The following is a 24,125-nucleotide window of genomic DNA, read 5'->3' as shown; positions in this document are numbered from 1 at the left end:
CAGGTTCTTAGGGTGGCCTTACTTTAAGCCAATTTCGGTTCAGCACAACCACCTCGGCTTTCTCAGGCGAATCTGGACATGGCCACCCTTTGGGGTGAAGCGGTGGGCCGCTCGTGCCACGGCAGCGCGTGCGAAAACTAGCTTTCTGGGCCGGAGGTGACAGCTCACTCATGACCACGACGGCCTGTGCCACGAAGACCGCGACCGGCCCGCAAGTGACCGGTGACAGCGACGAGTTCGACGAGAACGACGCGTACGACACGTACGCCACGTACGACGGAGACGAGTACGACGGGCACGACGGCAGCGCTGAGGACCCGGTCACGGGGATTCCGCTCACGACGGAGGAGCCCACGCAGAGCACCGCCTCGGACACCGCCCCGCAGGACACGGACGCCGAGGACGCGTCAACTGCCGAGACCGATACGGAAACCGACACGGAGGCCGAGGCGGAGGCCGGCGCCGACGGCTCCGAAGACATCGCAGCCGAAGACGTCGCAGCCGAAGCTGCCGAAACGGTCCTGCAGGAGCTCCCGCCGCGCCCCGCCCACCCCCCGATCACACCCTCCTTCGCCATCACCGCGAACGGCTCGTACGCCGCCCGCCTCGCCCCGCGCCGCGCCGCAGCAGAGGAAACGGGAGAGGCGGGAGAGGCCGCGGAGATCGTCTGGTGCCCCGAGCGCTGGACCCTCGACGGCCCCGAGCCCTACGCCGTCCCGCTCCCCCTCGACCAGCCCGAGGAGTACGGCACCGAGGTGCTGCCGATGGCGGACGGCCGGGTCCTCGTGCACCGCACCGTCGCGGAGCGGCAGTCGTTCTCGCTGCTCTACCCGACGGGGCCCGGCACCGGTGAACACGTCCTGGGCGCCCTGGAATGCGAGGAGTTGAGGCTCCTGCCGCCCTCGCCGAGCGGCTCCTGCGCGTACGCCCTGACCGTCGGCCCGCACTCCTCGGCGGTCTGGCTGGTCGCGGGCGGGGCCTTCGGGCCCGAGCGGGTCGCCGAGGTGCCGGGCCGCTGCACGGGCGGGGTGTGGCTGGATCGCACCGGTCGGATGCTCGCCCTCGACCAGGAGCTCGACGGCCGGACCAAGACCGTCGCCCTGGACCTGGAGCGCGGCGGCGAGGTGACGCCGCTCCTTCAGATCGCCGAGGAGAGCGACGACCGGCTGCTGCTCGCCGACGCCGCGAGCGGGCTGATCCTGGTGCGCTCCGACGCCCCCGGGCACGACCGGCTCGGCTGGGGCGTGCTCGGCTCCACGCTGCCGGTCCGCTTCCCGGAGTGCCTGCGCCTGCCGGACTGCGCGGTGACGCCGTTCGCGATCCAGCCCGGCCAGGCGCTGATGCCCGAGCATTGCGCGGTGGCGCTGCGCATCGACGGCCCGGCGGGCACGTGGATCGGGCTGTGGCGGCCGGTGGAGCGGCGCGTCCAGCACGTGGCCGCGCCCGTGGGCTGGCTCACCGGCGCCGGGATCTGGACGCCCGAGGGCGAACTGCGGCTCCCGTACGCGACGGACGCCGAGCCCTGCGGAGTGGCCCGGGTCGTGGCGCCGCCGCCGGCCCCGCCCGAGCCGGCGCCCGCGCCCGCGTCGGCTGCCGCGCTGCGTCCGGTTCCCCTTCAACAGGCCCCGCTCCAGCAGGCGTTGACGATGCGCCGGTTCGCGCGTCGGGGGCAGCGCGTCGAGGCGTGAACGGCCTTGCGCCCCAAGGGTTTTCACGGCCCGTTCACCGGTCCTCCAAGGGATACCGACGGGTACCGCAAAGGGCCTGAACGGCGTGGCGGGGAGGGCGTCCGAACCGTTACGAAGGCGTGTCACAACCCGTTACGCACCCGGCGTGTCTGCCGCGTACAGGACAGTTAGACTCGCCCGGCTGTCCTTTGACGATCTTCTTACGGGGTGACGTTTTTTCCCATGGCCGAGAACAGCAACGCGTCCGCTGAGCAGAGTGCGGCGGACGCCGCGGCCGAGCAGCGTGGGCACGGTAAGCACCGTGGCCAGGTCTCCGTCCAGGAGGCTCCGGAGCACGCTCCGGCGCCGCGTGGCCGCCACCGCAAGCCGTCCGACGAACGACACTCGGAAGCGGCGTAATCCTCCCCTTCCGACCTGCTGCCCCCGGACCCCGCCCAGGCGTCCGGGGGCACGCTTTTTCCCCACCCCGCCCCTTCCCGAAAGTCCTGCCGGACAGCCCCCGGGGGCCGGCCCCCGGCCCCCCTCCCCCAAGCTCTCGGCTTCGCTCGACCAGGGGGGACCCCCATCTCAAACGCCGGAGGGGCTGAAATGTGCGGGGTGGGGCTGCGATGAGTGCCCCGTCAGGGGCGCGGGGAACTGCGCGAGCAACCACGACGGCGGGAAAGCCGAACAACGACCGGGTTCGGGGCGAAGCCCCGGTCTGTGTTCAGGGGCGCGGGGAACTGCGCGACCAGCCACGACGGCGGGGGGAGGAGGAAAAAATTCACCCCTTCTTCAGGCCAAGGACCTCCGACGCCGCGAACGTCTCATTCGCCGGCCGCTCCTCGTAATAGGGCGACAGCAACCCCTCCAACTCCTCGTACGAGAAGACGTCCTTCGACGTGTCGAACTTCGCAGCCACCCGCGGGCGTTCGACGACCGCGACCATCCCGCCGTGGACGACGAGCAGCTGCCCGTTGACCTTCCCCGCGGCAGGCCCGGCGAGGTAGCCGACCAGTGGGGCCACGTGCTCGGGGGCCAGCGGGTCGAGCTCACCGGCACCGGGCTCGTTGAAGCCGGCGAAGACGTCCTCGGTCATCCGCGTACGGGCGCGCGGGCAGATCGCGTTGGCCGTCACCCCGTACTTGCCGAGCGCGAGCGCGGAGGACGTGGTGAGGCCGACGATTCCGCCCTTGGCCGCCGCGTAGTTGGGTTGTCCGGCCGAGCCGGCGAGGAAGGCCTCGGAGGAGGTGTTGACGATCCGGCCGTAGACCGGGCCACCGGTCTCCTTGGCGCGGGCCCGCCAGTGCACCGAGGCGAAGTGGGTGGTGTTGAAGTGGCCCTTGAGGTGGACGCGGATCACCGAGTCCCACTCGTCCTCGGTCATGGAGAAGATCATCCGGTCGCGCAGGATGCCCGCGTTGTTGACCAGGATGTCGAGTTTTCCGTACGTGTCGGTCGCCGACTGCACGAGCGCGCGGGCCTGTTCGTGGTCCGCGACGTCGCCGAGGTGGGCGATCGCCTGGCCGCCCGCGGCGCGGATCTCGGCGGCGACCTCCTCCGCGGGTGCGGCCGAGGCCTCACCGGAGCCGTCACGGCCCGGCTGCCCGAAGTCGTTGACGACGACGCTCGCGCCGAGCCGGGCCAGCTCCAGTGCCTCGGCCCGGCCGAGCCCGCGGCCCGCGCCGGTGACGATCGCCGACAGGCCGGCAAGTGGCTGTGACATCAAAGTCCTTCCACAGTGAGGGAGTTGGGGAGACAGACCCGAGGAGTCAGAGCTCGATGATCGTGCGGAGCGCCTCGCCGCTGCGCATCTGGTCGAGCGCGTCGTTGATCGAGGCGAACGGGACGCGGTGCGTGATCAGGCTCTCCAGGTCGATCCGGCCGGCCCGCCACAGGGCGATGGCCCGCTCGTACGAGGTGAGGACGTCGCCGCCGCCGTACATGGACGGGAGGATCTTCTTCTCGTCGAAGAACAGCTCGAACATATTGATCTGCAGGAAGTCGTCGAGGGCGCCCGCGCCGACCACGCACAGGGTGCCGCCGCGCCGGGTCTTCTCGTACGCGGTGCGGGTGGTGGCGGACTTGCCGACGACCTCGAAGACGTAGTCGAAGCCCTCGCCCGCGGTGAGGCGCTGCTTGGCGTCGTCGAGTCCGTCCGGGGCGACGGCCTCCGTGGCGCCGAAGCGGAGGGCCGCCTCGCGCCGCGACTCGACCGGGTCGACGGCGACGATCTGGGCCGCGCCCTTGAGCCGCGCGCCCTGGATCGCGGAGATCCCGACGCCGCCGCAGCCGATCACGGCGACCGACGAACCGGCCGCCACGGCCGCGGTGTTGACGGCCGCGCCGAGCCCGGTGGTGACGCCGCAGCCGATGAGCGCGGCGATGTCGAAGGGCACGTCGTCCGGGATGGCGACGGCACACTTGGCGTCGACGACGACCTCCTCGGCGAACGTGCCGGTCCCGGCGAAGCCGAAGACGTCACCCGAACCGCCGCCCGTACGCCGGAAGTTGGGCACGCCCGCGTTCATGAACCCGGCGAGGCACAGCTGGGTCTGGCCGCGCTTGCACGAGGGGCACTCCCCGCAGGCGGGCAGCCAGCAGACCAGGACGCGGTCGCCGGGCTTGACGTGCGTGACGCCGTCGCCGACCTCGACGATCTCGCCCGCGCCCTCGTGTCCGGGCACGAACGGGCCGGGCTGCGGCAGCACGCCGCTCATCGCGGACAGATCCGAGTGGCACAGGCCCGTGGCCCGCACCCTGATCCTCACCTTGCCGGGCCCGAAGCCCACCGCCTCGACGTCGTCGAGGACCTCCAGCTTCTCCTGGCCTATCTCGTGCAGTACGGCTGCGCGCATGGTGCGGCTCCTCTCGTACGTCAACCGGCCTGTTCGTACGTCAACGGGCCTAGGGCCTGTCGTTTGGATCTTGCCGGGGTCGCGGGGTGTGGCACGCGCATCTGCGGCGTTGTCGTCGGTTGCCATGGCTCCGCCATGTCGCCCTCCTCCGCCTTGCAGCTGCACGCTCCCCCAAGCTCTCGGCTCCGCTCGAGCAGGGAGGTACCCCCATCACCCCGCTCGACTCGACCGATCGGCACCGCCGACCAGATCCGGCCTGATCCAAACGACAGGCCCTAGCCCGCAAGTCAGTTGTGCTCGACCACCGTGTCGGCGAGGACCGGTGCGTCGTCCCGCTCCGCCGCGCTCACGGCCACCTGCACGCGGCGCTCGTCCTGCCACATCCGCAGCCGCAGCGTCTCCCCCGGGAAGACGACCCCGGCGAACCGCGTCGTGTACGAGCGCACGCGCGACACGTCCCCGCCGAGCACGCTGTCGACGACCGCCTTGAGGGTCATGCCGTACGTGCACAGGCCGTGCAGGATCGGCTTGTCGAACCCGGCGAGCTTCGCGAACTCCGGGTCGGCGTGCAGCGGGTTCCAGTCGCCGGAGAGGCGGTAGAGGAGCGCCTGGTCCTCGCGGATCGCGCGCTCCTCGACGCGGTCGGGCGCGCGGTCCGGCAGCTCCAGGCGGGACGAGGGCCCGCGCTCGCCGCCGAAGCCGCCCTCGCCGCGGACGAAGATCTGGGTGTCGCAGGTCCACAGCGGGCCGTCGGCGTCGGCGACGTCGGAGCGCATCACGATGACGGCGGCCTTGCCCTTGTCGTACACCGCGGGGATCGTCGAGGTCTGAACGGCCTTGCCGGCCACGGGGATCGGGCGGTGCAGGGTGACGGTCTGGCCGCCGTGCAGAACGTGCGCGAGGTTCACGTCGACGCCGGGCGCGGAGAGTCCGCCGGCCGCGGCCATGCCTTCCCCAAGCTCTCGGCTTCGCTCGAGCAGGGGAGACCCCAATCCCGCGACGGTCGCGAAGCTGGGCAGGACGTGCAGCTTCGACTCCAGGGTGTAGCGCAGCTCGTCGGGGTCGGTGGCGGGCAGGCCCGCGCCGAGGCCCAGGTGGTAGAGCTGGACGTCCTTGTGGTCCCAGTCGATGTCGGTGCTGCGGGGCTCGGAGGCTACGGCCTTTGCGGCATCAATGGGCATGGGGACACGGCTCCTTGTCGTTCGCTTCATGGCGCGTGCGTAGGGCGAAGACCTCGGCGCGACCGTCCGCACCGTCGGCCGCACCGAGGCCGTCCTCGACCGGCCCGACGCCCTCTTCTAGAACGCGTTCTAGGCCGATGGGCACCATGTATAACGCAGCCCTCTGCCGTTGTGAAGACTCTCAACTGACGCAATGTCAGATGACGGCGGCCACTCCCCCAAGGATCGATTTTCGCCAAATGTCCTTAATCTTGGCTTATGAACGAGATGCCCCAGGAGTACCGCCCCACCAAGAGCGTGCGCGTCCTGCTCGCCGAGGACCCGAGCGTGACCCGCGGCGCGCTCGCCCTGCTGCTCGGCATGGAGCCGGACTTCGAGGTGGTCGCACAGGTCGGGGCGGGCGACCGGGTCGTGCCCGAGGCGCTGACCGTACGGCCGGACGTGGCGCTGCTCGACGTCGAACTGCCGGGGCGGAACGGCCTGGAGGCGGCGGCGGAGCTGCGGGCGGAGTGCCCGGACTGCACGGTCCTGATCCTGACGACCTTCGGCCGGCCGGGCCTGCTGCGCCGCGCCCTGGGCGCGGGCGCGGCGGGGCTGCTCGTCAAGGACGGCCCGGTCGGGGAGTTGGCGGAGGCGATGCGGCGGGCGCTGCGCGGCGAGACCGTCGTCGACGAGGCGCTGGCGGACGCGGCCCGCCGCGAGGAGCCGTCCGGATCGGCGTGAGAGGCCTCACGGGGGGGGAGACCTCAGCTTGCAGGGGTGCGGCGGTCCGTGCCGCGCGGCATCCAGAGCAGCATCACGACGACCCCCGCGAGCAGCAGGATCGAGCTGGTGCGGAACGCCGCCGCGTACCCCTCCGTCAGCGATTCGGGGCTGCCCGAGCCGTCCATGCGGGAGGCGGCGACCGTGGAGAGCACGCTCAGGCCGAGCGCGCCGCCCATGGTGCGGGAGGTGTTGATGAGGCCGGAGACGAGGCCCGCGTCGCCGGGGGCCGCGCCGGAGGTGGCGAGGGAGGCGAGCGGTGTGGCGGCGAGGCCCGCGCCGAGCATCATCACGATGCCGGGCAGCATGATCGACGTGACGTACGCGCCGTCCGCGGTCATCGTCGACTGCCAGCCGAAGCCCGCCGAGGCGAGCACGATGCCGAGCATCGACACGTTCTTCGCGCCGAGCCGCGGCATCAGGAGCGGGGCGAGCTTGGAGCCGATGACGATGGTGAGCGAGGACGGGATGAGCGCGAGCCCGGCGTTCAGGGGCGTGTAGCCGAGGACGTTCTGCGCGTACAGGGTCATGAAGAACCACATGGCGAACATGCCGCCGCCGCAGATGAACATCGCCGCGTTCGCCGCCGAGACCGACCGCACCTTGAACAGCTTGAGCGGCATGAGCGGCACCTTCGTGCGCGCCTCGACGAGCAGGAAGAGCAGGAGCAGTACGAGCCCGGCGGCGAGCGGCGTGAGCGTCGCGGCGGCCGTCCAGCCCTCGGCCTCGGTCTGGACGATGCCGTACGCGAGGGTGGCGAGACCCGCCGTGACGAGGACCGCGCCCGGCAGGTCGAGGCGGCGGGCCTGGCCGGAGCGGCTCTCGCTGAGCCAGACCGCGCCGGCGACGAGGACGAGCGCGCCGATCGGCACGTTGATGAGGAGCACCCAGCGCCAGGAGAGCAGGTCGGTGAGGACGCCGCCGACGAGCCCGCCGGCCGCGCCGCCGCCCGCGCCGACCGCGGACCAGGTGCCTATCGCCCGCACGCGCGCGGGTCCTTCGGGCACCGCCGACGTGAGGATCGTCAGCGTCGAAGGGGCGAGGATGGCCGCGCCGAGGCCCTGCACGGAGCGGGCGGCGAGCAGGTGCCAGTCGGCCTGCGCGAGCCCGCCCGCGAGGGAGGCGGCGGTGAAGAGCCCGAGCCCGAGGAGGAACATCCGCTTCCGCCCGAAGAGGTCGCCGGCCCGGCCGCCGAGCAGCATGAACCCGGCGAACGCGATCGAGTAGGCGTTGACGACCCACTGCAGGCCGACCGCGCTCATGCCGAGGTCGGCGCGCATCGACGGCAGCGCGGTGTTGACCACGGAGACGTCGAGGACGACCAGGAACTGGCCCGCGCAGGCGGCCAGCATGACCGCCCACAGGGGCGCGGACTTACGGGGGGGTGGAAGCTATGTGCGTATCCGGGGGGCTCTGGACCATGACGGCCATGTTCTCAGGAGGCAGACTCCGTTTTCACCAAAGCCCCGTAAGGGGCGCGGGGCTGTGACATCAGCGGCTTCGCCGCGGGGCGCGAGCAACCACGACGACGGGAAAGCCGAAGAACCAGCTCCGCAGGATTTCGGGAAGGGGCTGGTAGGGGAAAATCCACCCCCTACCGCCGCAGCATCGTCACCACAGCCGCCCCACCCAACCCAATATTGTGCGCAAGCCCCACCCGAGCATCGGGAACCTGCCGAGCCCCGGCCTCACCCCTCAACTGCCAAGACAACTCCGCAACTTGCGCAAGCCCCGTAGCCCCCAACGGATGCCCCTTGGAAATCAACCCACCCGACGGGTTGACCACCCACCGCCCCCCATAACTCGTAGCCCCGGACTCGACCAACTTCCCGGACTCCCCGTCCTCACACATCCCGAGCGCCTCGTACGTAAGAAGTTCGTTGATGGAGAAGCAGTCGTGCAGCTCGATCACGTCGACGTCCTCGATGCCGAGCCCGGACGCCTCGTACACCTGCTGCGCGGCAGCCTTCGACATGGGCTTGCCGACGACGTCGATGCAGGAGCCGGAGTCGAAGGAGTCCGCGGTGTCGGTGGTCATGGCCTGCGCGACGATCTCCACCGCCCGGTCGCCGAGGTCGTGCTGCTCGACGAACCGCTCGGAGACGACCACGGCCGCGGCCGCGCCGTCCGAGGTCGGCGAGCACTGCAGCTTGGTGAGCGGCCGGTGGATGGTCTTGGCGGCGAGGACCTCCTCGACCGAGTACACGTCCTGGAACTGGGCGTACGGGTTGTGCGCCGAGTGCCGGTGGTTCTTCGCGCCGACCGCCGCGAGCTGCGCTTCCGTCGTCCCGTACAGCTCCATGTGCTCGCGGGCCGCGTCGCCGAAGATCTGCGCGGTGGGCGGGGACATCTCGAAGCCGTGCTTGGCGGCCATGATCCCGTAGTGCCGCGCGACCGGCGAGGTCTTGAAGTCGCCCCCGTCCGCTCCCCCGCCGAGCGCCCCGCGCGCCATCTTCTCGAAGCCGAGGGCGAGCACGCAGTCGTTGAGGCCGCCCGCGACGAACTGGCGGGCCATCATCAGGGCGGTCGAGGCGGTCGCGCAGTTGTTGTTGACGTTGTAGATCGGCACGCCGCTGAGCCCGAGCTCGTACGCGGCACGCTGCCCGGCCGTGGACGGCTGGAAGCAGTAGCCGACGGGGGCCTGCTCCACCTGCTCGTACGAGATCCCCGCGTCCTCAAGGGCTTTGGTCCCGGCCTCCTCGGCCATGTCCCAGTACTGCCAGTCGCGGGTCTCGGGCTTCTCGAACCTGGTCATGCCGACACCGACGATGTACGTCTTCACAGCGAAGCCTTTCGTGGAAACGGTCAGATGAGGGGGCGCGGCTCGGGATCGCGCGGCAGGCCCAGGAGGCGCTCCGCGACGACGTTCAGCTGGACCTGGGTGGTGCCGCCGGCGATGGTCAGGCAGCGGGACATCAGGAAGCCGTGCACGGCCCGCTCGCCCGCGCCCTCGCGCACCGCGCCCGCCGGGCCGAGCAGTTCGAGGGCGAGCTCGGCGACCTTCTGCTGGTGCGGGGTCTGCACGAGTTTCCTGATGGACGCCCCGGCCCCGGGCTCGGCCCCCGCGACCTGGCGCATCGTCGTACGGAGCCCGATGCAGGCCAGGGCGTGCGCCTCGGCGGCGAGCGCGCCGATCCTGGTCCTGCAGGCCCCGTCGAGGTCGGCGGCGCGGGCGATGAGCGCTTCGAGGCCGGTGTCGAAGGTCATCTGGTCGGCCATGTGGACGCGTTCGTTGCCGAGGGTGTTGCGGGCGACCCGCCAGCCGCCGTTCACCTCGCCCACGACGGCGTCGGCGGGCAGCAGCACGTCGTCGAAGTAGACCTCGTTGAAGAGCGCGTCGCCGGTGATCTCCTTCAGCGGCCGTACGTCGATCCCGCTGGTGTTTTTCATGTCGACGAGGAAGTACGTCAGGCCCTTGTGCTTGGGCGCGTCCGGGTCGGTGCGGGCGAGGAGGATCCCGAAGTCGGCCCACTGCGCGGCGCTCGTCCACACCTTCTGGCCGTTGATCCGCCAGCGCCCGTCGTCGAGCCGCTCGGCGCGGGTCCGCAGCGAGGCGAGGTCGGACCCGGCCTCCGGCTCGGAGAACAGCTGGCACCAGAGCTGCTCGCCGCGCAGGGTCGGCCCGAGGTGCGCCTCCTGCTGCGCCTTCGTCCCGTAGGCGAGGAGCGAGGGCACGACCCAGGTGGCGATGCCCAGGTCGCTGACCTTGACCCCAACGGCCTTCAACTCCTCCTGGACGACGAGCTGTTGGACGGGTCCCGCGCCGAGCCCGTACGGGGCCGGAAGGTGCGGGGCCGCGTATCCGGTGGGCGCGAGCGCCTGGCGAGCGGCCTTGGGGTCGAGCCCGCGCGCCCCCTCGATCGCCTCGCGCGCGCTCTGGCGGTACGCGTCGGCCTCGGCGGGCAGGTCGAGCCGGAGTTCCCTGCGGGCCCCGGTCTCGGCGAAACGCACGGCACGCGCGCGGTGGCTGTCGCCCGTACCGAGCAACTGCCGGGCGACGAGGGCGCGCCGGAGGCGGACATGGGCGTCGTGCTCCCAGGTGAAGCCGATGCCGCCGAGAATCTGGATGCAGTCCTTGGCGCAGGAGTGGGCGGCGTCCAGGGCGGTGGCGGCGGCGAGCGCGGCGACGAGCCCGCGCACGTCGGGGGTGTCGGCCTCGGCGGCGCGGGCCGCGTCCCAGGCGAGGGCGCGCGCCTGCTCGACCCGTACGAGCATGTCCGCGCACAGGTGCTTGACGCCCTGGAACTGCCCGATGGGCCGCCCGAACTGCTCGCGCACCTGGGCGTGTTCGGCTGCGGTGTGCAGGGCCTGCTCGGCGGTCCCGCAGGCGTCGGCGGCGTACAGGGTGGCGGCGAGGTCGCGGACGAGGGCGGTGTCGAGGCTGCGCAGGACGCGCGCGGCGGGCACCTGGGCCTGGGCCGCGGTGACCTCGGCGGTGGCGCGGGTCGGATCGGCGCTCTCGTGCACCCGTACGGTGACGGCCTCCGCGTCGACGGCGACCCATACGGTGCCGGTCGCGGACTCGGCGGCGAGCAGCAGCAGGTCGGCCTCGCCGCCGGAGAGGACGGGCGGGGCGGTGCCGTCGAGCACGTACCCGTCGCCCTCTTCGACGGCGGTGAGCGTGCCGGCGCCCAGTGCGGCCGCGCCGATCCGCTCCCCCGCGGCGAGCTGCCGCGCCAACTCCCGCTGCTCCGCCCGGTGCAGGGCGGTGACGGTCAGGGCGTTGGCGAGGTACGGCCCAGGCAGGGCGCCCCTCGCCGCCTCCTCCAGGACGACGGCGAGGTCGACGAGGCCGCCGCCCCCTCCCCCGTACTCCTCGGGCAGGTGCGGTGCGAGCAGCCCCTGCTCGGCGAGGCCGTCCCAGTAGGCGGGCCTGCCGGTCTTCTTGTCCGGCGCGTCGAGCAGCTTGCGCAGCTCCTCCGGCGGTACGGCGCGGGCGACCCAGCCGCGCACCGCATCGGCCAACTCCCGTTGCTCTTCGGTGATTCCGATGCTTCCGATGCTTCCGATGCTTCCGATCGCCATGCGGGGCACAGTAGAACACGTTTCAATCTGACGGAAGGTCAGGAAGCCGGTGGACGTCGATCCGAACCTGTCGAGGAGATGGCACGATTTCCGGTACTGACCGATGGATCGATGAACGGCGGGGACGACGATGGGTGACTACTACGAGCGGATCGTCGACGTGGAGGCGACCCTCGAAGAGGCCGGGCGGCTGGCGGAGCGGATGGTCGACTGGCTGGTCTCCGAGGGCGTGATCACGCGTGAGCTGTCCGACGACGGGGTGTTCAGCCACCCGGTGACCGAGGGCTATGTGCGGGGCCCCAACTGGGCGCGCGCCGTTGCCGATTCCTCGAACCCGGACTGGCTGCCGCGCCCGGTGGCCGTCGTCGTCGGCCGTGACTACCACGTGGCCGGCCAGGGCGCCGACGAGGCGCAGTACGCCGTCTGCCCCCGCTGCCAGGCCAAGACGGTGGTCATCAACTACCCGTACGAGTTCGAGCGGGACGACAAGGTCTGGCAGCCGTTCAAGGACGGCATCGCCGCGTGGAAGAAAACGGGCGAGGGCAGCGCGCCCTGCCCCGCCTGCGGGGAGTCCGCCCCGATCACGGAGTGGCAGTGGGCTCCCGGGTTCGCCCTGGGCGCGCTCGCCTTCGACTTCTGGGACTGGCCGGAGCTCTCCGACGAGTTCTGTACGGCGTTCAGCGAGCAGCTGGGGCACGGGATCGCGCAGCTCGGCGGCAAGGTCTGAGGCCTGGCGGGGCTCCGTACACACGTAGGCCCCCGGAACCACGGGGTTCCGGGGGCCGACGTTACGCGCAGGGCGGCGAGATCAGCCGAGGGCCGAGCCCAGACCCAGCGGGATGTCCTTGACGGTGACCGACACGGAGTCGATGGAACCGTCGGTCAGCACCGGCAGACCGTTGGGGCCCTGGGCGAAGTTGGCCGTCAGGCCCTCGACGCCGCCGCTGACGGACAGGCCACCCGCGATGTTGTCCAGGTCGGCGTCGGCTATCTCAGCGGTCTCGATGCGCGAGGTGCTCATGATGATGAGTGTCCTTCGTGTCTGGTGGGAAGTCGTACCCCTGGACCCAATCACGCACGCTCAGCCCACCAACCACTCAACTCCCCATCTTTCACAGCCCGTTCACCGGAGCCCCGCACCCCGCTTAGCGTCTGCGACGAAGGCGGCGAAGGCGGCGGCACTGACGGTGAAGGCCCCGCCTTCGGGGTTCTTGGAATCGCGGACGGCGATGCGGGTGGGGAGTTCTGCGATTTCGACGCACTCGCCGCCGGTGTCTCCGCTGTACGAGGACTTACGCCAGGCGGCGCCGTTGAGGGGGGCGCACTCGATGCAGTCGCCGCCGGTGTCTCCGCTGTACGACGACTTACGCCACGCCGCGCCCGTCAGATCCTGGTTGGTGTGCATAACGCTCCTCCATCACTCGGGCGATCCGCTCCGCCGAGTCCTCCACGGAGAGCGCGGCGGCCCGCAAATGATCGTATCGGAGCGAACCCTCCCGGATGGCTTGCGGGTTGGCGGTCATGTGCCCCTGCACGAAGTCCTCGGTATAGACGAGGTCCGGGTCGCCCTCGAAGCGCAACATGTTGAAGGTGCCCATCAGCCCCGAGTGCGCTCCCGCCTCGAACGGCAGGATCTGGATCTTCAACCACGGCCGCTCCTGGAGATCCAACAGCCGCGCAAGTTGGCCTCGCATGACAGCCGCACCGCCGATCTCCTGACGCAGGACGGCCTCGCTCAGCACGACCCAGACCAGCGGCGGCTCATCCCGCTCCAGCACCCGCTGCCGCTCAAGTCGGGCCGCCACCTGGGCGTCAAGGTCGCCGTCGAACCGTACGCCTAGCACAGCCTTGGCATACGCCTCTGTCTGCAACAGCCCGTACACCAACTGCGCCTGGTACGTGGAGATGTAGGTCGCCTTGGCCTCCATGGCCGCGTACGCCTGGAACCAACTCGGCAACTGGCTGCGCAGCACAAGGCCGACCAGGCGGCTGAAGTGGCCGTCAGTGCCCAGCGCCGCGTCCAAGCGCTCGGACAGCTCCCGCGTAGGAACCTTGTGGGCGGTTTCGATCTGGCCGATGAGGGACCCCGTACAGAACACGATGGAGCCCAACTCGCCCTGCTTCAGGTCGGCTTCCACTCTCAGGCGGCGGAGTTCGGAGCCGTAGTAGTCCAGCGGGGATGCGCCGGGGTCGAGGTTGCGGATGTTGGCCATGCGGACGGCCACCCCCAAGTTCACGCTGTGCGAGGTTCGATTCAGCTGGTGGCCGAGCGTAATCAGCGCACCGCACGCTGGCCGCATGAATGGACCAACTGGCCGTGAAACAACGGAAATTGAGTACTGCTATCGGCTGAGCATGACGCTCGGTGAACACTCCGTGGGGCACTTCCGTCGCATCCTGCGCACGCTTCTCACGTCCTGGGGGATGCAGGAGCTGTGCGACGCGGCGGAGCTGGCGCTGACGGAACTGCTCACGAACGTGCTCCGTCACGTACCGGAAAACCCCCACTGCACGACCGAAATCCTGGGCTACGCGCGCGTGCTGAGGGTCGAGGTGACGGACCGCAGCACGAAACCGCTGCGCACCCGGCCCCAGGAGCCGCTGACCGAGTCCGGCCGAGGGCTGCTCCTCGTGGAGGCGGTGACGGACCGCTGGGGCACGTGCCCGCCCAGCGGCGGCGGGCCGGGGAAGACGGTGTGGTTCGAGTGCGAGACGAAGCGATGACCGCGCGACTTGCCGCACTGGGCACGATGTACTACGCGTACTACACTGGCGCTATGACCCAGAGCGTGCCGATAAGAGAGTTGAACCAGGACACGGCCGGCGTCATCGCGCGGGTGGAGGCCGGGGAGACCATCACCATCACCCGCAACGGCCGGCCCGTCGCCACCCTGTACCCCCAAGGCGTCCAGCCCGGCCCGGCGACCTATCCGTTCCGCACGGACCCGATGGGCCCACTCGACGACCTGCCCACGTTCGACGGCCCCGACCTCTCGGACGACGAGATCGACAGCACTCTGCGCGGGATGGGCGGCGACGTTGACTGAGCAGAGCGCCGTGGCGATCGGTGACACGAACGCCCTCTTCCGACTGTTCACCGCCACCAGCAAGGGCCACGCCGAGCACCGCGCATGCCTTGGCCGGGTCGGACATCTGGTCGTCTCGCCCATGGTGCTGGCCGAGCTCGACTACCTGTTGACGGAACGGATCAGCGCCCAGGCCGCGTCCGCCGCACTCGAATTCATCACCAGACGGATCGACGGCAAACGCTTCGAAGTGCCCGCCGTACAACCCCACTTGCACACTGCGCGCGCCGTCATGGACGGCTACCGCAACCTGGACGGAGGCAGCGGCATCGGCCTCACGGACGCCATGAACGTCGCCCTGGCCGCGCACTACCGCACCGCCGACATGTTCACGTCCGACGCCCACTTCCGCGTCGTCCGCCCGTTGGACGGCCACTCCGCTTTCCGGCTGCTACCTGAAGACCAATGAAGACCTCTGAAGCCCTCATGCCCTCTGCGGGGGCGTGTTCACCCAGCGGCCACTTAAACGCACCCCCGCGCACAACCCTCCGTACACCTCGCGAGTCACACCCCCGGGACCCATTCCCCCTCGCATTTCCCCCTCCTAGTACGGGAGTTCCACCTTGCGTGTACGCACCCTGGCCGCCACTGCCGTCGTCGCGGCGCTCACCGCCGCCGGTCTGACCCTGCCGCTGGCCGGGACCGCCTCGGCCGTCACGGCTCCGCGGTTCGACTTCAACGGCGACGGATACGCGGACATCGCGGTCGGCATGCCCGACGCCACGGTGGACGGCAAGGCCAAGGCCGGCTACGTCAGCGTGATCTTCGGCGGGCCGCAGAGCCCGAGCCAGTCGACGGGTGTCATCAGCCAGGGCGAGGCCGGGATACCGGGGACGCCGGAGGCGGGCGACCGGTTCGGCTCGTCCGTCGCGCCGGTCGACGTGAACGGGGACGGCGTCTTCGAGCTGGTCGTCGGCGCGAGCGGCGAGTCGCTCACCTCGGACCAGCTGAAGGACGAGGGCACGATCACCGTCCTGGACGGCTCGGAGTGGAACATCAAGGGCACGACGGTGGCGAGGGGCACGTCCCAGTTCAGCAAGATCGGCGGCACGATCGCCACGGGCGACTACGACGGCGACGGGGACACCGACCTCGCGTACGGCGAGAGCGGCGAGGAGGGCGGCTCGCTCAGGTTCCGTCCGGGCCCGCTCACCGAGGACCCGGTGACCCCGACGACGCTGCGCAGCTACGGCATGGGCGGCGGTACGCGCGACCTGGCCACCGGCGACTTCGACGGGGACGGCCGGGACGACCTCGCCACGACCTGGCGGGCGACGGAGGACTCCGGCACGTTCATCACGCGCTGGGACGGCCAGGGCGCGCCCGCGCAGTGGTGGGCCGACGCGGACCGCGGCAGCGCGCTCGCCGCGGAGGACATCGACGGGGACGGGACGGACGACCTGGCGGTCGGCCTCGTACAGCCCAACCCCGAGTCGGAGACGACGCATTGCGCGAACCGGCTCGGTGGTGCGGTGCTCGTGCTCAAGGGGTCCCGTCTGCCTCCTTCGGCTCGGCGAACGAGTGCTTCACGCAGTCCAACCCGGAGGTCGGCGGGGCTTCGGAGGACGGCGACGACTTCGGCGCGGCGCTCGCGGCCGGTGACCTGAACGGGGACGGCCGGCCGGAGCTGGTGGTCGGCGTGCCCGGCGAGGACGTCGGGACGGTCAAGGACGCGGGCGGCTACGTCACCCTCAACGGCACGGAGCACGGCCTCTACGGCGGCCTGGCCCGCAGCCAGAGCACCGCGAACATGCCGGGCACCGCCGAGGCCGGCGACCGCTTCGGCGCGCAGGTGACCGTCGGCGACCACAACCGCGACGGCCTCTGGGACACGGCGATCAGCGCCCCCGGCGAGAACGCGGGCGAGCCCCGCTCAGGCGGCGTCTGGTTCGCCCCCACCAGCACGACCGAGACGTACCCCCAGGGCAAGTCCCTCACCCCGTACGGCTTCGCCCTCCCGAACGGGGCGATCGGGTACGGCGAGGTGCTGGGCCTCTAGCCACGTCTCCGGCGTCGTGGGGTCGTCCTCGGCCGCCCCCACGACGCCGTGCAGAAGTAGACCCACCACAGCGGATTAACAAGCTTCCACCAGGACCTACGCCCCCTCAAGTGCCGCTCCCAGTAGGCGTCTTGCTCTCCCACGGACCCGATCAGCTCGGGCGGGGCGTACGCGAGCGTCTCCACCAGATCCCGCACGGTCACCGGCCGCCACATCCGCAGGACGTACACCACCCAGGCCCCATGCGAAGCCGCAAGCCCGGACGGCCGCACGTCCACCCGCGCCCCGTTGCAACAGACCCGCACCCCGCGCGGCTCAAGCTCGCCCCGCATCACCCGCAGAGCAGCGAACACACTCACTCCGACAGCAACGCACTCAACCCCGCCCGGCGACCGCAAAACGAGCTCATACGGCCCGTCCCCGTCGACAGCGAGCTGCCACTCCTGCTCCCGACCCTGCACAAGAACCCGCACAGGCCAAACCTCAAGCTCCCTCGGCTCCTGTACCAGTTCACTCGGAGACATGCAGCACCGTGTCCTCTCGAAGACCGTGTTCGCGAGGGAAGGCTGTGCGTACGCTGCAGGGGCTGCCTCGCCAGATCACCGCGAGGGTGCAACCGGGGCACGAGGCATCCTCGACCTCTCGTACGAGGGCGACCAGCGTGCTGTCCTGCAGCGCGAAGGGGAAGGTGAACCAGGGGCCCAGGTCGCCCTGAGTGACGTCGGCTCGCCCCAGCGGGACACGAGGAACTCCGTGACCACGTCGAGCTGAGCCACATACTTCTGCGGGCCACCTTGAGAGCGGACCACCGGGATCCGTTCCACTGCCCACGCCTCCCCATCTACCACCCTGGCCTCCACCCCTACCCGGAGGTACAGACGTAAACCCGAAGGGCATCCATGACCAGCCAACGCTTCGACTGTTGCCGAGCTTCGAGCAGAACTGGGACGGGCGCTGCGTCGGATGCATCTCGCCGAACCTGACGCACGCCTGCCTACGTGGCACCCACTCGCCGACCCTACATGCCTAGCGGAACAGGTAAACGTCCCTACCGCACTAGTCGACCCTCGAGAATGGGCCGAACCTCGACGGCGATCTTGCCCCGCCCTTATCTTCATGCCATTCAAAGTGGGTAGCACAAACAAAGAAGTCTTGATTGACAATAAAGATACGGACTTTCGAGGATTCCGGGTCAAGGCGGGGAATCAGCGACACTTCCTCGAAATCTGCCTCCTCAACGACAAGACTGGACAGGCACGCAGGGAGGTTTATCCGCTCTACGTTACTGAAGAGCACATCGACCCTACCCTCCTCCTCGGTAGATCCCAGACTGCGCAGGAGCAGTCTTGAATATCCGACCCCGTAACTCCAGATGCGAAAGTCACGGGGCCACGATTTCAGCAATTTCAAGCTAGTTCACCTCGGCGAATGGATTAGCTGGGCGCGGGAGTTTCTCTCCCTTAAAGTAGAAGTCTATACTGTCCCAAGTTCTCGCCTCCCGCCTTACCGACTCCCCCACAAGCCACATCTCACGCTCCGTCGTAAACCAATTATCGCCGCCACCTCGCGCGTACGCCGCCATAAATGCATCTAGCGGGTCCGACGTCAGGCGATCTTCCAAGTCCCGAAACCCGTCAATAGAAATATGGAGGTGCGCCTCTGGTCGCATATTCGCAGCGTGCCAGACATCCCCAAGGGATCCCTCTAGGGTATTATCAAGGAAATGTGTGAAACCCCTACTATCAGCAAAATCTCGCAAACCCGCCTCTTTCCGAGTCCCCAGGGCCACATTATTCGGGCACGGAGTCAGCCCGAGTGGATCGTGCCAGCGAAATGGATTGCGAACGTAGGAAGCCGGATTGGGAGCGGCAGCCAGGCCGATAGGGTCCTGGGTTAGATAGCGAGAACACTCAGGATCATAGAATCGGAAATAGTTGTAATGCAGGCCAGTTTCGGGGTCAAGGTACTGCCCCGGAAACCGCAACGGCGTATACGCAGTCCCTCCCCGCGCCCAAACCGTAGTCCCCCACAGAGTGGACCGCGCCCGCCACGCCAACTCGCCCTGCTCATCGACAAGTTCAGTCGGCGCACCGACCAAGTCCGTGACGATGGCGAAGAACCGCTGATCGACCTCGCTGTCCGAGAGGTGCTTGCGTTCCGTCTGGGCCAGCGGGCGGAGGTCGTCGTGATCCCAGGTGAGGGTCAACGCATCCTGGGCGTCCGTAATGCGGCTGGTCTGCTCGCACAGGACCGTGCCATCCCAGGTGAAGGACACCTCCTCCACCACCGCACCCGAGCCATCCGAAGCCAACCTCTGCTTCGCAATACGCCGCCCCAGCGGGTCGTACAGGTACCGCCACCGGGCCCCGTCCGGCGTGACCACCGACGTGAGGCGGTCCTCCGCGTCCCACTCGTAGCGCCAGGTGTCCGGCTTGCGGGAGAGGCGGGTCTTCTGGCGGAGGACCACTCGGCCCTGGGCGTCGTGTTCGTAGCGGACGCCGCCCGCGGTGCGAATGCGCGTGCCCTCGTATGTGCGCGGGCCCGTCGCGTCCTGGCTGCCCGGCATCGGGGAGGGCCAGGAGGCGTCGGTCTGGTTGCCCGCCTCGTCGTATGCGTACGTCTCCGTCCAGCCCGCCGCGCGGACCGCCGTGACCCGGCCCACCGCGTCCAGGTCGAAGTGGCGCGTGCCGTTCAACTGGTCGTCGATGCGGGTGAGATGGCCGTCGGCGCGGTAGCCGTAGGACCTGTGCTGGATGGGGGTACCGGTCCCTTCCGGCCCCGTCACCGTCTGGGCGGTCAGGCGGCCCAGGGGGTCGTACGTATTGGACAGGGAGAGGGCGTCCCCCACGCGGCGCGTCCGTTCGCGGCCCGACGCGTCGTGGTCGAACGTGATCGTCCGCCCGGCCGTCGTCAGCTCCGTGCGGTTGCCCGCCGCGTCATACGTCCACCGGCTCTCCGCCCCCGCCGGAGTCGTGCGGCCCACGCGACGGCCCAGCACGTCGTACTCGTACGACATCCTGCGGCCGTTGACCGTCTCGTACTTGAGGCGGCCCACACTGTCCCTGAGCAGCTCGAGCGAGACCTCCGGCCCTCGGGCCTCGGCCAGCTGGTCCGTCAGGTCGTACGCAAAGGTCGTGACCTGGCCCGCCGCGTCCTTCCGCGTGATCTGGCCCAGAGCGTTGCGCTCGAACGTGATCCTCTCGCCGAGGCCGTTCGCCCGGGAAATCAATCGACCCGCCGCGTCGTGCGCGTACGTCAGCGTGCGGTCGTCGAAGTCCGATTCAGATATGAGGCGGCCGGCGGGGTCGTATGCGTAACTCCACGTCAGACCCTGCGGGTTGGTGACGCCCGTCAAGCGCAGCTCCGCGTCATGGCCGAACTCGTACCGCACACCGTCCGGGCCCGTGCGGGCCTTGAGCAGGTCGAAGTGCGTGTACTCGAAGTGCGTCACCCCGCCCATCGGATCCGTGTGCGTCGTGCAGTTGCCCTCACCGTCGTACGTCCAGGACTCCGACGAGCCGTCGGGGGCGGTGCGGCGCACGAGCTTGCCCTCGACCGTCCACTGCAGGTGAGTCGTCGCACCCAGCGGGTCGATCACCCGCAGCGGGCGGCCGAACCTGTCCCGGTCGTAGCGCGTGGTCGCGCCCAATGGGTCCACGACCTCCACCGGCAGACCCGCCTCGTCGCAGCGCACCTGTGTGGTCGCGCCCAAGGCGTCGGTGACAGCGGCCAGGTGGCCCGCCTCGGTGTATGCGTACCGCGTCGTCGCGCCGGTCGGAGCGGTCACCGCCGTGCGGTTCCCCCGCTCGTCGTAAGAGTGATGCCACACTGTGCCATCACTTCGCACCACCCGTGTCGGCAGGCCGAGTTCGTTGTACTCCGCCTGCGTCTCGCGACCGTCCGCACGCGTTGCCGCCGCCAAGCGCCCGTTCTCGTCATAGCGGTACGACGTCGTGTGCCCGAGCGGGTCCGTGTGGGTCAGCAGACGGTTGTAGCGGTCGCGTTCGAAGCGTGTCACCGCTCCCAACGGGTCTACCTGGGCGACCACTTGGTGCCGGTCGTTGATCAGATACCGGCGTTCGTGGCCTTCTCCGGTGATCGCGCGCGTCACGCGCAGGCCGGTCGCTTGGTCCACCGTGTCGTAGTCGAGGCGCAGCGCCATGTGGCCTTCGCTGCCGCCCTCGGCGACGCACCGGTCGGCCGCGTCGTACTCGTACGTATAACTGCGGTCGTTCGTGTCCGTCCACGAGGTGACACGACCCGACTCGTCGTACGTGAACTGCAGAGGCCTGCCAGAGGAGTTGGTGACCTCCGTGAGGTTGCCGGCCTCGTCGTAGCCGTAGCCGAGGAGTTGCTGGTCCGTGCCGTCAGCCGCAGCGCCCGCCAGGTGGAGTGCCGTGACTCGGCCCTCCGCGGTCGTGAGCCGGAGGTGGTAGCCGCCGCAGTGGTTGATCTCCGTGGGCGCGCCGTCGGCGTCGTACGAGAACGTGATCCAGTTGCCCTTGCGGTCGTCGATCTGCTCCAGGAGCGAGAGGTCGGAGCCCCGGTCGGTGAAGTGCCGGACGCGGCCGGTCTCCGGGTCGGTCACCGTGTAGCCCGCCCCGTCCTCGGCCCGGTCGAGCGGCCAGCGCGGGCCATGGCTCGGCATGACCGGAACGCCGGGCGCCGGATGCGGATAGGACAGCAGCAGGCCGTCCTCGTCGACCAGCACGACGCCCTCGGAGTCGATCTCCAGGCGTTGGTCGACCGTGCTGGTCCAGGAGGGACCGAACCAGCGGCCCAGCTGGTAACCGGACTCGACGCGCCGTTTGAAGACCAGCGGGAGCACACCCGGCAGCGTGACGTCGGTCTGCGGCAGGTACATCTTGCCGGTGGCGAGGTCGATCGGGTCGGTGCCTTCCGACTCGACGGAGTCGCCGTCGCGCGAGCGTCCCGCGGGGTCCTCCTCGACCGCGTCCCGCGCCCCCTTCTTGCCGCCGCTCTCGGCCAGATCCGCGCCCGCCTTCGCGCCGTGGCGGAACGTATTGCGGGCCAAGCCCGCGCCCTTGCTGCCGATCAGCTCGGGCAGCAGACGCCCGAGGAATTCGGACGGATCCCTCTTGAACCCGTCGATCGCGCTCTTCACCGCACGGTCGGGATGCGCCGCTGTCGACACCAGACCGCTGGCCGTCAGACTCAGGTTCTGCATGTACGCGGCGGGGTGCGTGACGTTGTACGGATCGAACGGCACCAGGCCGCGGGCGAAGGTGAGCATCCCCGCCGCGCCCTTGACGATGCCTCCCGCGAAGTGGGTCAGCTCCATGCCTTGGCTCACGCCAAGGTCCATCAGGCCCTTGGCAGCCCTGTCCATGGGAGGCGGCTCGGCCGGCGCGTGGGTGAGCGCCTCCTTCACCGAGGCTGTGGCAACGCGCCCCATGTCGTCGCGCTGCCGTCGTGCCTCTTCCAGCAACTCGGCGGCCCGCTTCTGGTCCGCCACACCCGGGTCCGAGAACGGCTCCGGTTTCTGCCCGGGGTCCCGCTGGTCTGCGACAGCCGCGTTGTACGCGTCCACACGCTTGTTGTACTAGGAGACCGCCTGCTCCGACTCCGTCTTGCCGCGCTTGTACAAGGCAATGGCGTCCTCGGCCTGACGCTGGGCCCAAGTGACCGTCTCCGCATACCGGTTCAGTGCCTCGGCGGCCTTCCCGCAGGAGTCCGCGGCGTGCAGCCACTTTGTGGGGTGCATCGCGAACTTGTCACGGAAGGCCTCGGCCGCCTCACCTCGCCAGCTCGACGAGTCGAGGCCCCGCATCCCGCTGCCGACGCGCTCGAACGCGTCGTGGAAGTCCTTGAGGTGGGCTGCGCTCTCCCGGATCGCCTCGGCGTCGCCGTGAACGAGCTGCTTCGGGTCGTCGGTCGTGCCGAGTCAGTCCTCGGCCACGTCCGCGCCGAGGTCAGAGGCGACGTCGTCGCCCCAGCCCTCGACGTTGTCCGCGACGCCTTCGGCGCCCACGTAGTCCAGTACGTCGGCGCCTACGTTGGTGCTTGCGTCGACGAGTTCGCCCGCACCCTTCTTCAGTCCGTCGACGGCTCCTTCGAGCTTGCCGAGGCCGGAGTTGATCGCGTCTCCGATGCCCATCAGCCCTGAGCCCCCTGCTGCCCGTCCTCCATGGCCTGCCGCTCTGCGGCCTTCGCCCGCTCCTCAGGGGATGGGCCGAACTGCTCGTCGAGGGACCGCTCGTACTGCTCCTCGCTGATCCCGGCGTCTCTCAGAGTCGAGTCCCGCATCTGCGCGCCGAGCCCCACGTCCGAGGTCGCCATGTCCCTTCCCACATCCTGCCAGCCCTGCTTCATGTTCGCCTTGGCCTCTTCCAACGACTCCCGGCTGTAGTCCGGGTCGGCGAAGGCGTGGTTGCCCCAGACCTCGTCCCAGCTCTGGGCGGTGACCTCTTCCTCCGTCGCATGCGGATTGCCCATCAGGGCGTTCGCGCCGATCTTGAACGTGCCGTCGACGTACTGCTCGGTCTCGTGGTACGCCCCAGCAGCAAGGCCCACACCTTGCGCGAAGCTGTTCCCTCTACGAGAAGTGCGCGTACGCCCCATTCCCAGCGATCGCAGAACTCCTGGAAAGTCTTGGCCAGTTCGGTATGACCAAGCTGCACGCTGCTCAGCGAGACGTTCTCGAAGCCTCTGCCTGCCCCCGCGTCACCGATCGAGCCGAGTTCCCTCAACTCGTCGAGCGCGCCGTTGATGCCCCGCTCGATCTGGTCGAGCCCGTCGGCCTTCAGCTCTTTCCACTCCGCACCCATGCGTGCGTGACCTCCCCCGATACTGCGCTTGCATGTTGCCCGCGAAAGCCCGTCGTCGCCGGGCCCTGTCGCTCTAGGCGTCGATCGCCACCGCGTCCGGCACGACTCCCGTCACGGGTGGGAACAGCAGCGCGTCCTGCTCATCAGCCGTGTCGAGGGCGACTCCGCACGGCATCCCGTCGCGTGCCACGGCTGGCACAGCCACATCGAGGAGCCGGGCTCCCAGGACGGTCTGGTACTCCCAGGGGCGCGCACCTTCCCCACGTGCGAGGGCGAACCGCGCCAAGGCGCCCTCGTCGGAGAACCCGAGAATCCACCGGATGCCGCCGTGTTCAGCGGTCCAGAAGCCCCCGCCCTGGACTGCCCCCTCGGCCCCCGCGCCCCCACCGGTCAACGGCACAAGGACTGCGGTACGCCGGAACTGCCCCAGCAGCGAGGCGAATTGACGGCGCGCCTGCTCAGCGGTTGGTCCGCCGACTGCCGCAGGGTTCCCATGAGGCACGCTCGGCACCACGCTCGCTGGCGGCCCCTTCAGTCCCGGCGGACCGGACACGTCAAGGCCTGAAATCTTCGATGGCGGCACCCGTCCCGGCATGCCACTCCCACCCCCGTGGTCGCTCATGCCGACCACCCTCACACGAATGCATTTCCGAATGCAACGAGGGCCCCAGGCACTGGTTCGATCAGATCGCTTGAACCAGCCGACTTGAGTTAGACCTGCGCAAATCCCCTTCGAGTCAGGCCATGCCTCACATTTTG

General features: G+C 69.7%; 20 protein-coding genes and 2 pseudogenes. 9 read left to right on the top strand and 13 right to left on the bottom strand.

Going from position 1 to position 24,125, the window contains the following annotated elements:
• The first annotated feature begins 521 nt into the window (after positions 1 to 521).
• Positions 522 to 1,688: a hypothetical protein gene (locus QIS96_RS19185; protein WP_282543929.1), complete on the top strand. Its 1,167-nt coding sequence runs from the start codon at positions 522 to 524 to the stop codon at positions 1,686 to 1,688.
• Between the two features lie 222 nt (positions 1,689 to 1,910).
• A complete protein-coding gene (locus tag QIS96_RS19180; protein ID WP_282543867.1) occupies positions 1,911 to 2,087 on the top strand; it encodes a hypothetical protein in 177 nt (58 codons plus the stop codon).
• 364 nt (positions 2,088 to 2,451) lie between these two features.
• On the opposite strand, the gene QIS96_RS19175 is transcribed toward QIS96_RS19180, so the two are convergent.
• The 3 genes from QIS96_RS19175 to QIS96_RS19165 form a co-directional block, all read right to left on the bottom strand.
• Positions 2,452 to 3,393 (bottom strand): 3-oxoacyl-ACP reductase, encoded by a 942-nt coding sequence (locus QIS96_RS19175; protein WP_282543866.1) that lies wholly within the window; start codon positions 3,391 to 3,393, stop codon positions 2,452 to 2,454.
• 46 nt (positions 3,394 to 3,439) lie between these two features.
• Positions 3,440 to 4,525: a Zn-dependent alcohol dehydrogenase gene (locus tag QIS96_RS19170; RefSeq protein ID WP_282543865.1), complete on the bottom strand. Its 1,086-nt coding sequence runs from the start codon at positions 4,523 to 4,525 to the stop codon at positions 3,440 to 3,442.
• A gap of 287 nt (positions 4,526 to 4,812) precedes the next feature.
• Positions 4,813 to 5,706 (bottom strand): MaoC/PaaZ C-terminal domain-containing protein, encoded by an 894-nt coding sequence (locus QIS96_RS19165; protein WP_282543864.1) that lies wholly within the window; start codon positions 5,704 to 5,706, stop codon positions 4,813 to 4,815.
• Between the two features lie 258 nt (positions 5,707 to 5,964).
• Here QIS96_RS19165 and QIS96_RS19160 point away from each other — a divergent pair.
• Positions 5,965 to 6,417, top strand: a pseudogene (locus tag QIS96_RS19160) (response regulator); the annotation flags it as partial.
• A gap of 35 nt (positions 6,418 to 6,452) precedes the next feature.
• Here QIS96_RS19160 and QIS96_RS19155 read toward each other — a convergent pair.
• From QIS96_RS19155 to QIS96_RS19145, 3 genes are all read right to left on the bottom strand, one after another.
• Positions 6,453 to 7,832: an MFS transporter gene (locus QIS96_RS19155; RefSeq protein ID WP_282543928.1), complete on the bottom strand. Its 1,380-nt coding sequence runs from the start codon at positions 7,830 to 7,832 to the stop codon at positions 6,453 to 6,455.
• Positions 7,833 to 8,062: 230 nt separating this feature from the next.
• Positions 8,063 to 9,250 (bottom strand): lipid-transfer protein, encoded by a 1,188-nt coding sequence (locus tag QIS96_RS19150; protein ID WP_282543863.1) that lies wholly within the window; start codon positions 9,248 to 9,250, stop codon positions 8,063 to 8,065.
• A 23-nt stretch (positions 9,251 to 9,273) separates the two neighbouring features.
• The gene (locus tag QIS96_RS19145; protein WP_282543862.1) at positions 9,274 to 11,493 is read right to left on the bottom strand and encodes an acyl-CoA dehydrogenase; all 2,220 of its coding nucleotides are present in this window, start codon (positions 11,491 to 11,493) and stop codon (positions 9,274 to 9,276) included.
• A gap of 130 nt (positions 11,494 to 11,623) precedes the next feature.
• On the opposite strand from QIS96_RS19145, the gene QIS96_RS19140 reads away from it, so the two are divergent.
• Complete coding sequence (locus tag QIS96_RS19140; RefSeq protein WP_282543861.1) at positions 11,624 to 12,220, top strand: hypothetical protein; 597 nt, start codon at positions 11,624 to 11,626, stop codon at positions 12,218 to 12,220.
• Positions 12,221 to 12,301: 81 nt separating this feature from the next.
• On the opposite strand, the gene QIS96_RS19135 is transcribed toward QIS96_RS19140, so the two are convergent.
• The 3 genes from QIS96_RS19135 to QIS96_RS19125 all read right to left on the bottom strand — a co-directional run bounded on the left by QIS96_RS19135 (position 12,302) and on the right by QIS96_RS19125 (position 13,706).
• A complete protein-coding gene (locus QIS96_RS19135) occupies positions 12,302 to 12,514 on the bottom strand; it encodes a hypothetical protein (RefSeq protein ID WP_282543860.1) in 213 nt (70 codons plus the stop codon).
• 102 nt (positions 12,515 to 12,616) lie between these two features.
• Entirely contained in the window at positions 12,617 to 12,898 is a 282-nt protein-coding gene (locus QIS96_RS19130; RefSeq protein ID WP_282543859.1) for a DUF397 domain-containing protein, read from the bottom strand.
• The gene (locus QIS96_RS19125; protein ID WP_282543927.1) at positions 12,858 to 13,706 is read right to left on the bottom strand and encodes a helix-turn-helix domain-containing protein; all 849 of its coding nucleotides are present in this window, start codon (positions 13,704 to 13,706) and stop codon (positions 12,858 to 12,860) included. Before QIS96_RS19125 ends, QIS96_RS19130 begins: the two co-directional genes overlap by 41 nt.
• 142 nt (positions 13,707 to 13,848) lie before the next feature.
• Here QIS96_RS19125 and QIS96_RS19120 point away from each other — a divergent pair, with 142 nt between their 5' ends.
• The 5 genes from QIS96_RS19120 (at position 13,849) to QIS96_RS19100 (ending at position 16,578) form a co-directional block, all read left to right on the top strand.
• Positions 13,849 to 14,217 carry an ATP-binding protein gene (locus QIS96_RS19120; protein WP_282543858.1) on the top strand — a complete coding sequence of 123 codons (369 nt, stop codon included), beginning with the start codon at positions 13,849 to 13,851 and terminating at the stop codon, positions 14,215 to 14,217.
• Between the two features lie 53 nt (positions 14,218 to 14,270).
• Positions 14,271 to 14,540, top strand: a complete 270-nt coding sequence (locus QIS96_RS19115) for a type II toxin-antitoxin system Phd/YefM family antitoxin (RefSeq protein ID WP_282543857.1) — start codon at positions 14,271 to 14,273, stop codon at positions 14,538 to 14,540.
• Positions 14,533 to 14,988: a PIN domain-containing protein gene (locus QIS96_RS19110; RefSeq protein WP_282543856.1), complete on the top strand. Its 456-nt coding sequence runs from the start codon at positions 14,533 to 14,535 to the stop codon at positions 14,986 to 14,988. Before QIS96_RS19115 ends, QIS96_RS19110 begins: the two co-directional genes overlap by 8 nt.
• Before the next feature lie 154 nt (positions 14,989 to 15,142).
• Positions 15,143 to 16,186, top strand: a complete 1,044-nt coding sequence (locus QIS96_RS19105; RefSeq protein ID WP_282543855.1) for an FG-GAP repeat protein — start codon at positions 15,143 to 15,145, stop codon at positions 16,184 to 16,186.
• A gap of 32 nt (positions 16,187 to 16,218) precedes the next feature.
• On the top strand, positions 16,219 to 16,578 hold the full coding sequence (locus QIS96_RS19100) for a hypothetical protein (protein ID WP_349017401.1): 360 nt from the start codon (positions 16,219 to 16,221) through the stop codon (positions 16,576 to 16,578).
• Between the two features lie 1,798 nt (positions 16,579 to 18,376).
• On the opposite strand, the pseudogene QIS96_RS37880 reads toward QIS96_RS19100, so the two are convergent.
• From QIS96_RS37880 to QIS96_RS37720, 4 genes and pseudogenes are all read right to left on the bottom strand, one after another.
• Positions 18,377 to 22,696, bottom strand: a pseudogene (locus QIS96_RS37880) (putative T7SS-secreted protein); the annotation flags it as partial.
• Complete coding sequence (locus QIS96_RS19090) at positions 22,696 to 23,112, bottom strand: hypothetical protein (RefSeq protein ID WP_282543854.1); 417 nt, start codon at positions 23,110 to 23,112, stop codon at positions 22,696 to 22,698. The pseudogene QIS96_RS37880 and the gene QIS96_RS19090, both read right to left, overlap by 1 nt.
• Entirely contained in the window at positions 23,034 to 23,366 is a 333-nt protein-coding gene (locus tag QIS96_RS19085) for a hypothetical protein (protein ID WP_282543853.1), read from the bottom strand. The genes QIS96_RS19090 and QIS96_RS19085 overlap by 79 nt, the downstream gene beginning before the upstream one ends.
• A 73-nt stretch (positions 23,367 to 23,439) precedes the next feature.
• The gene (locus QIS96_RS37720) at positions 23,440 to 23,565 is read right to left on the bottom strand and encodes a hypothetical protein (protein WP_349017397.1); all 126 of its coding nucleotides are present in this window, start codon (positions 23,563 to 23,565) and stop codon (positions 23,440 to 23,442) included.
• Between the last annotated feature and the right edge of the window lie 560 nt (positions 23,566 to 24,125).

This window comes from Streptomyces cavernicola (genome assembly GCF_029968035.1).
In the GTDB taxonomy this organism is placed as follows: Bacteria; Actinomycetota; Actinomycetes; order Streptomycetales; family Streptomycetaceae; genus Streptomyces; species Streptomyces cavernicola.
Note: the sequence above shows the minus strand (reverse complement) of the source record. Positions and strands in the feature narration are given on the sequence as shown.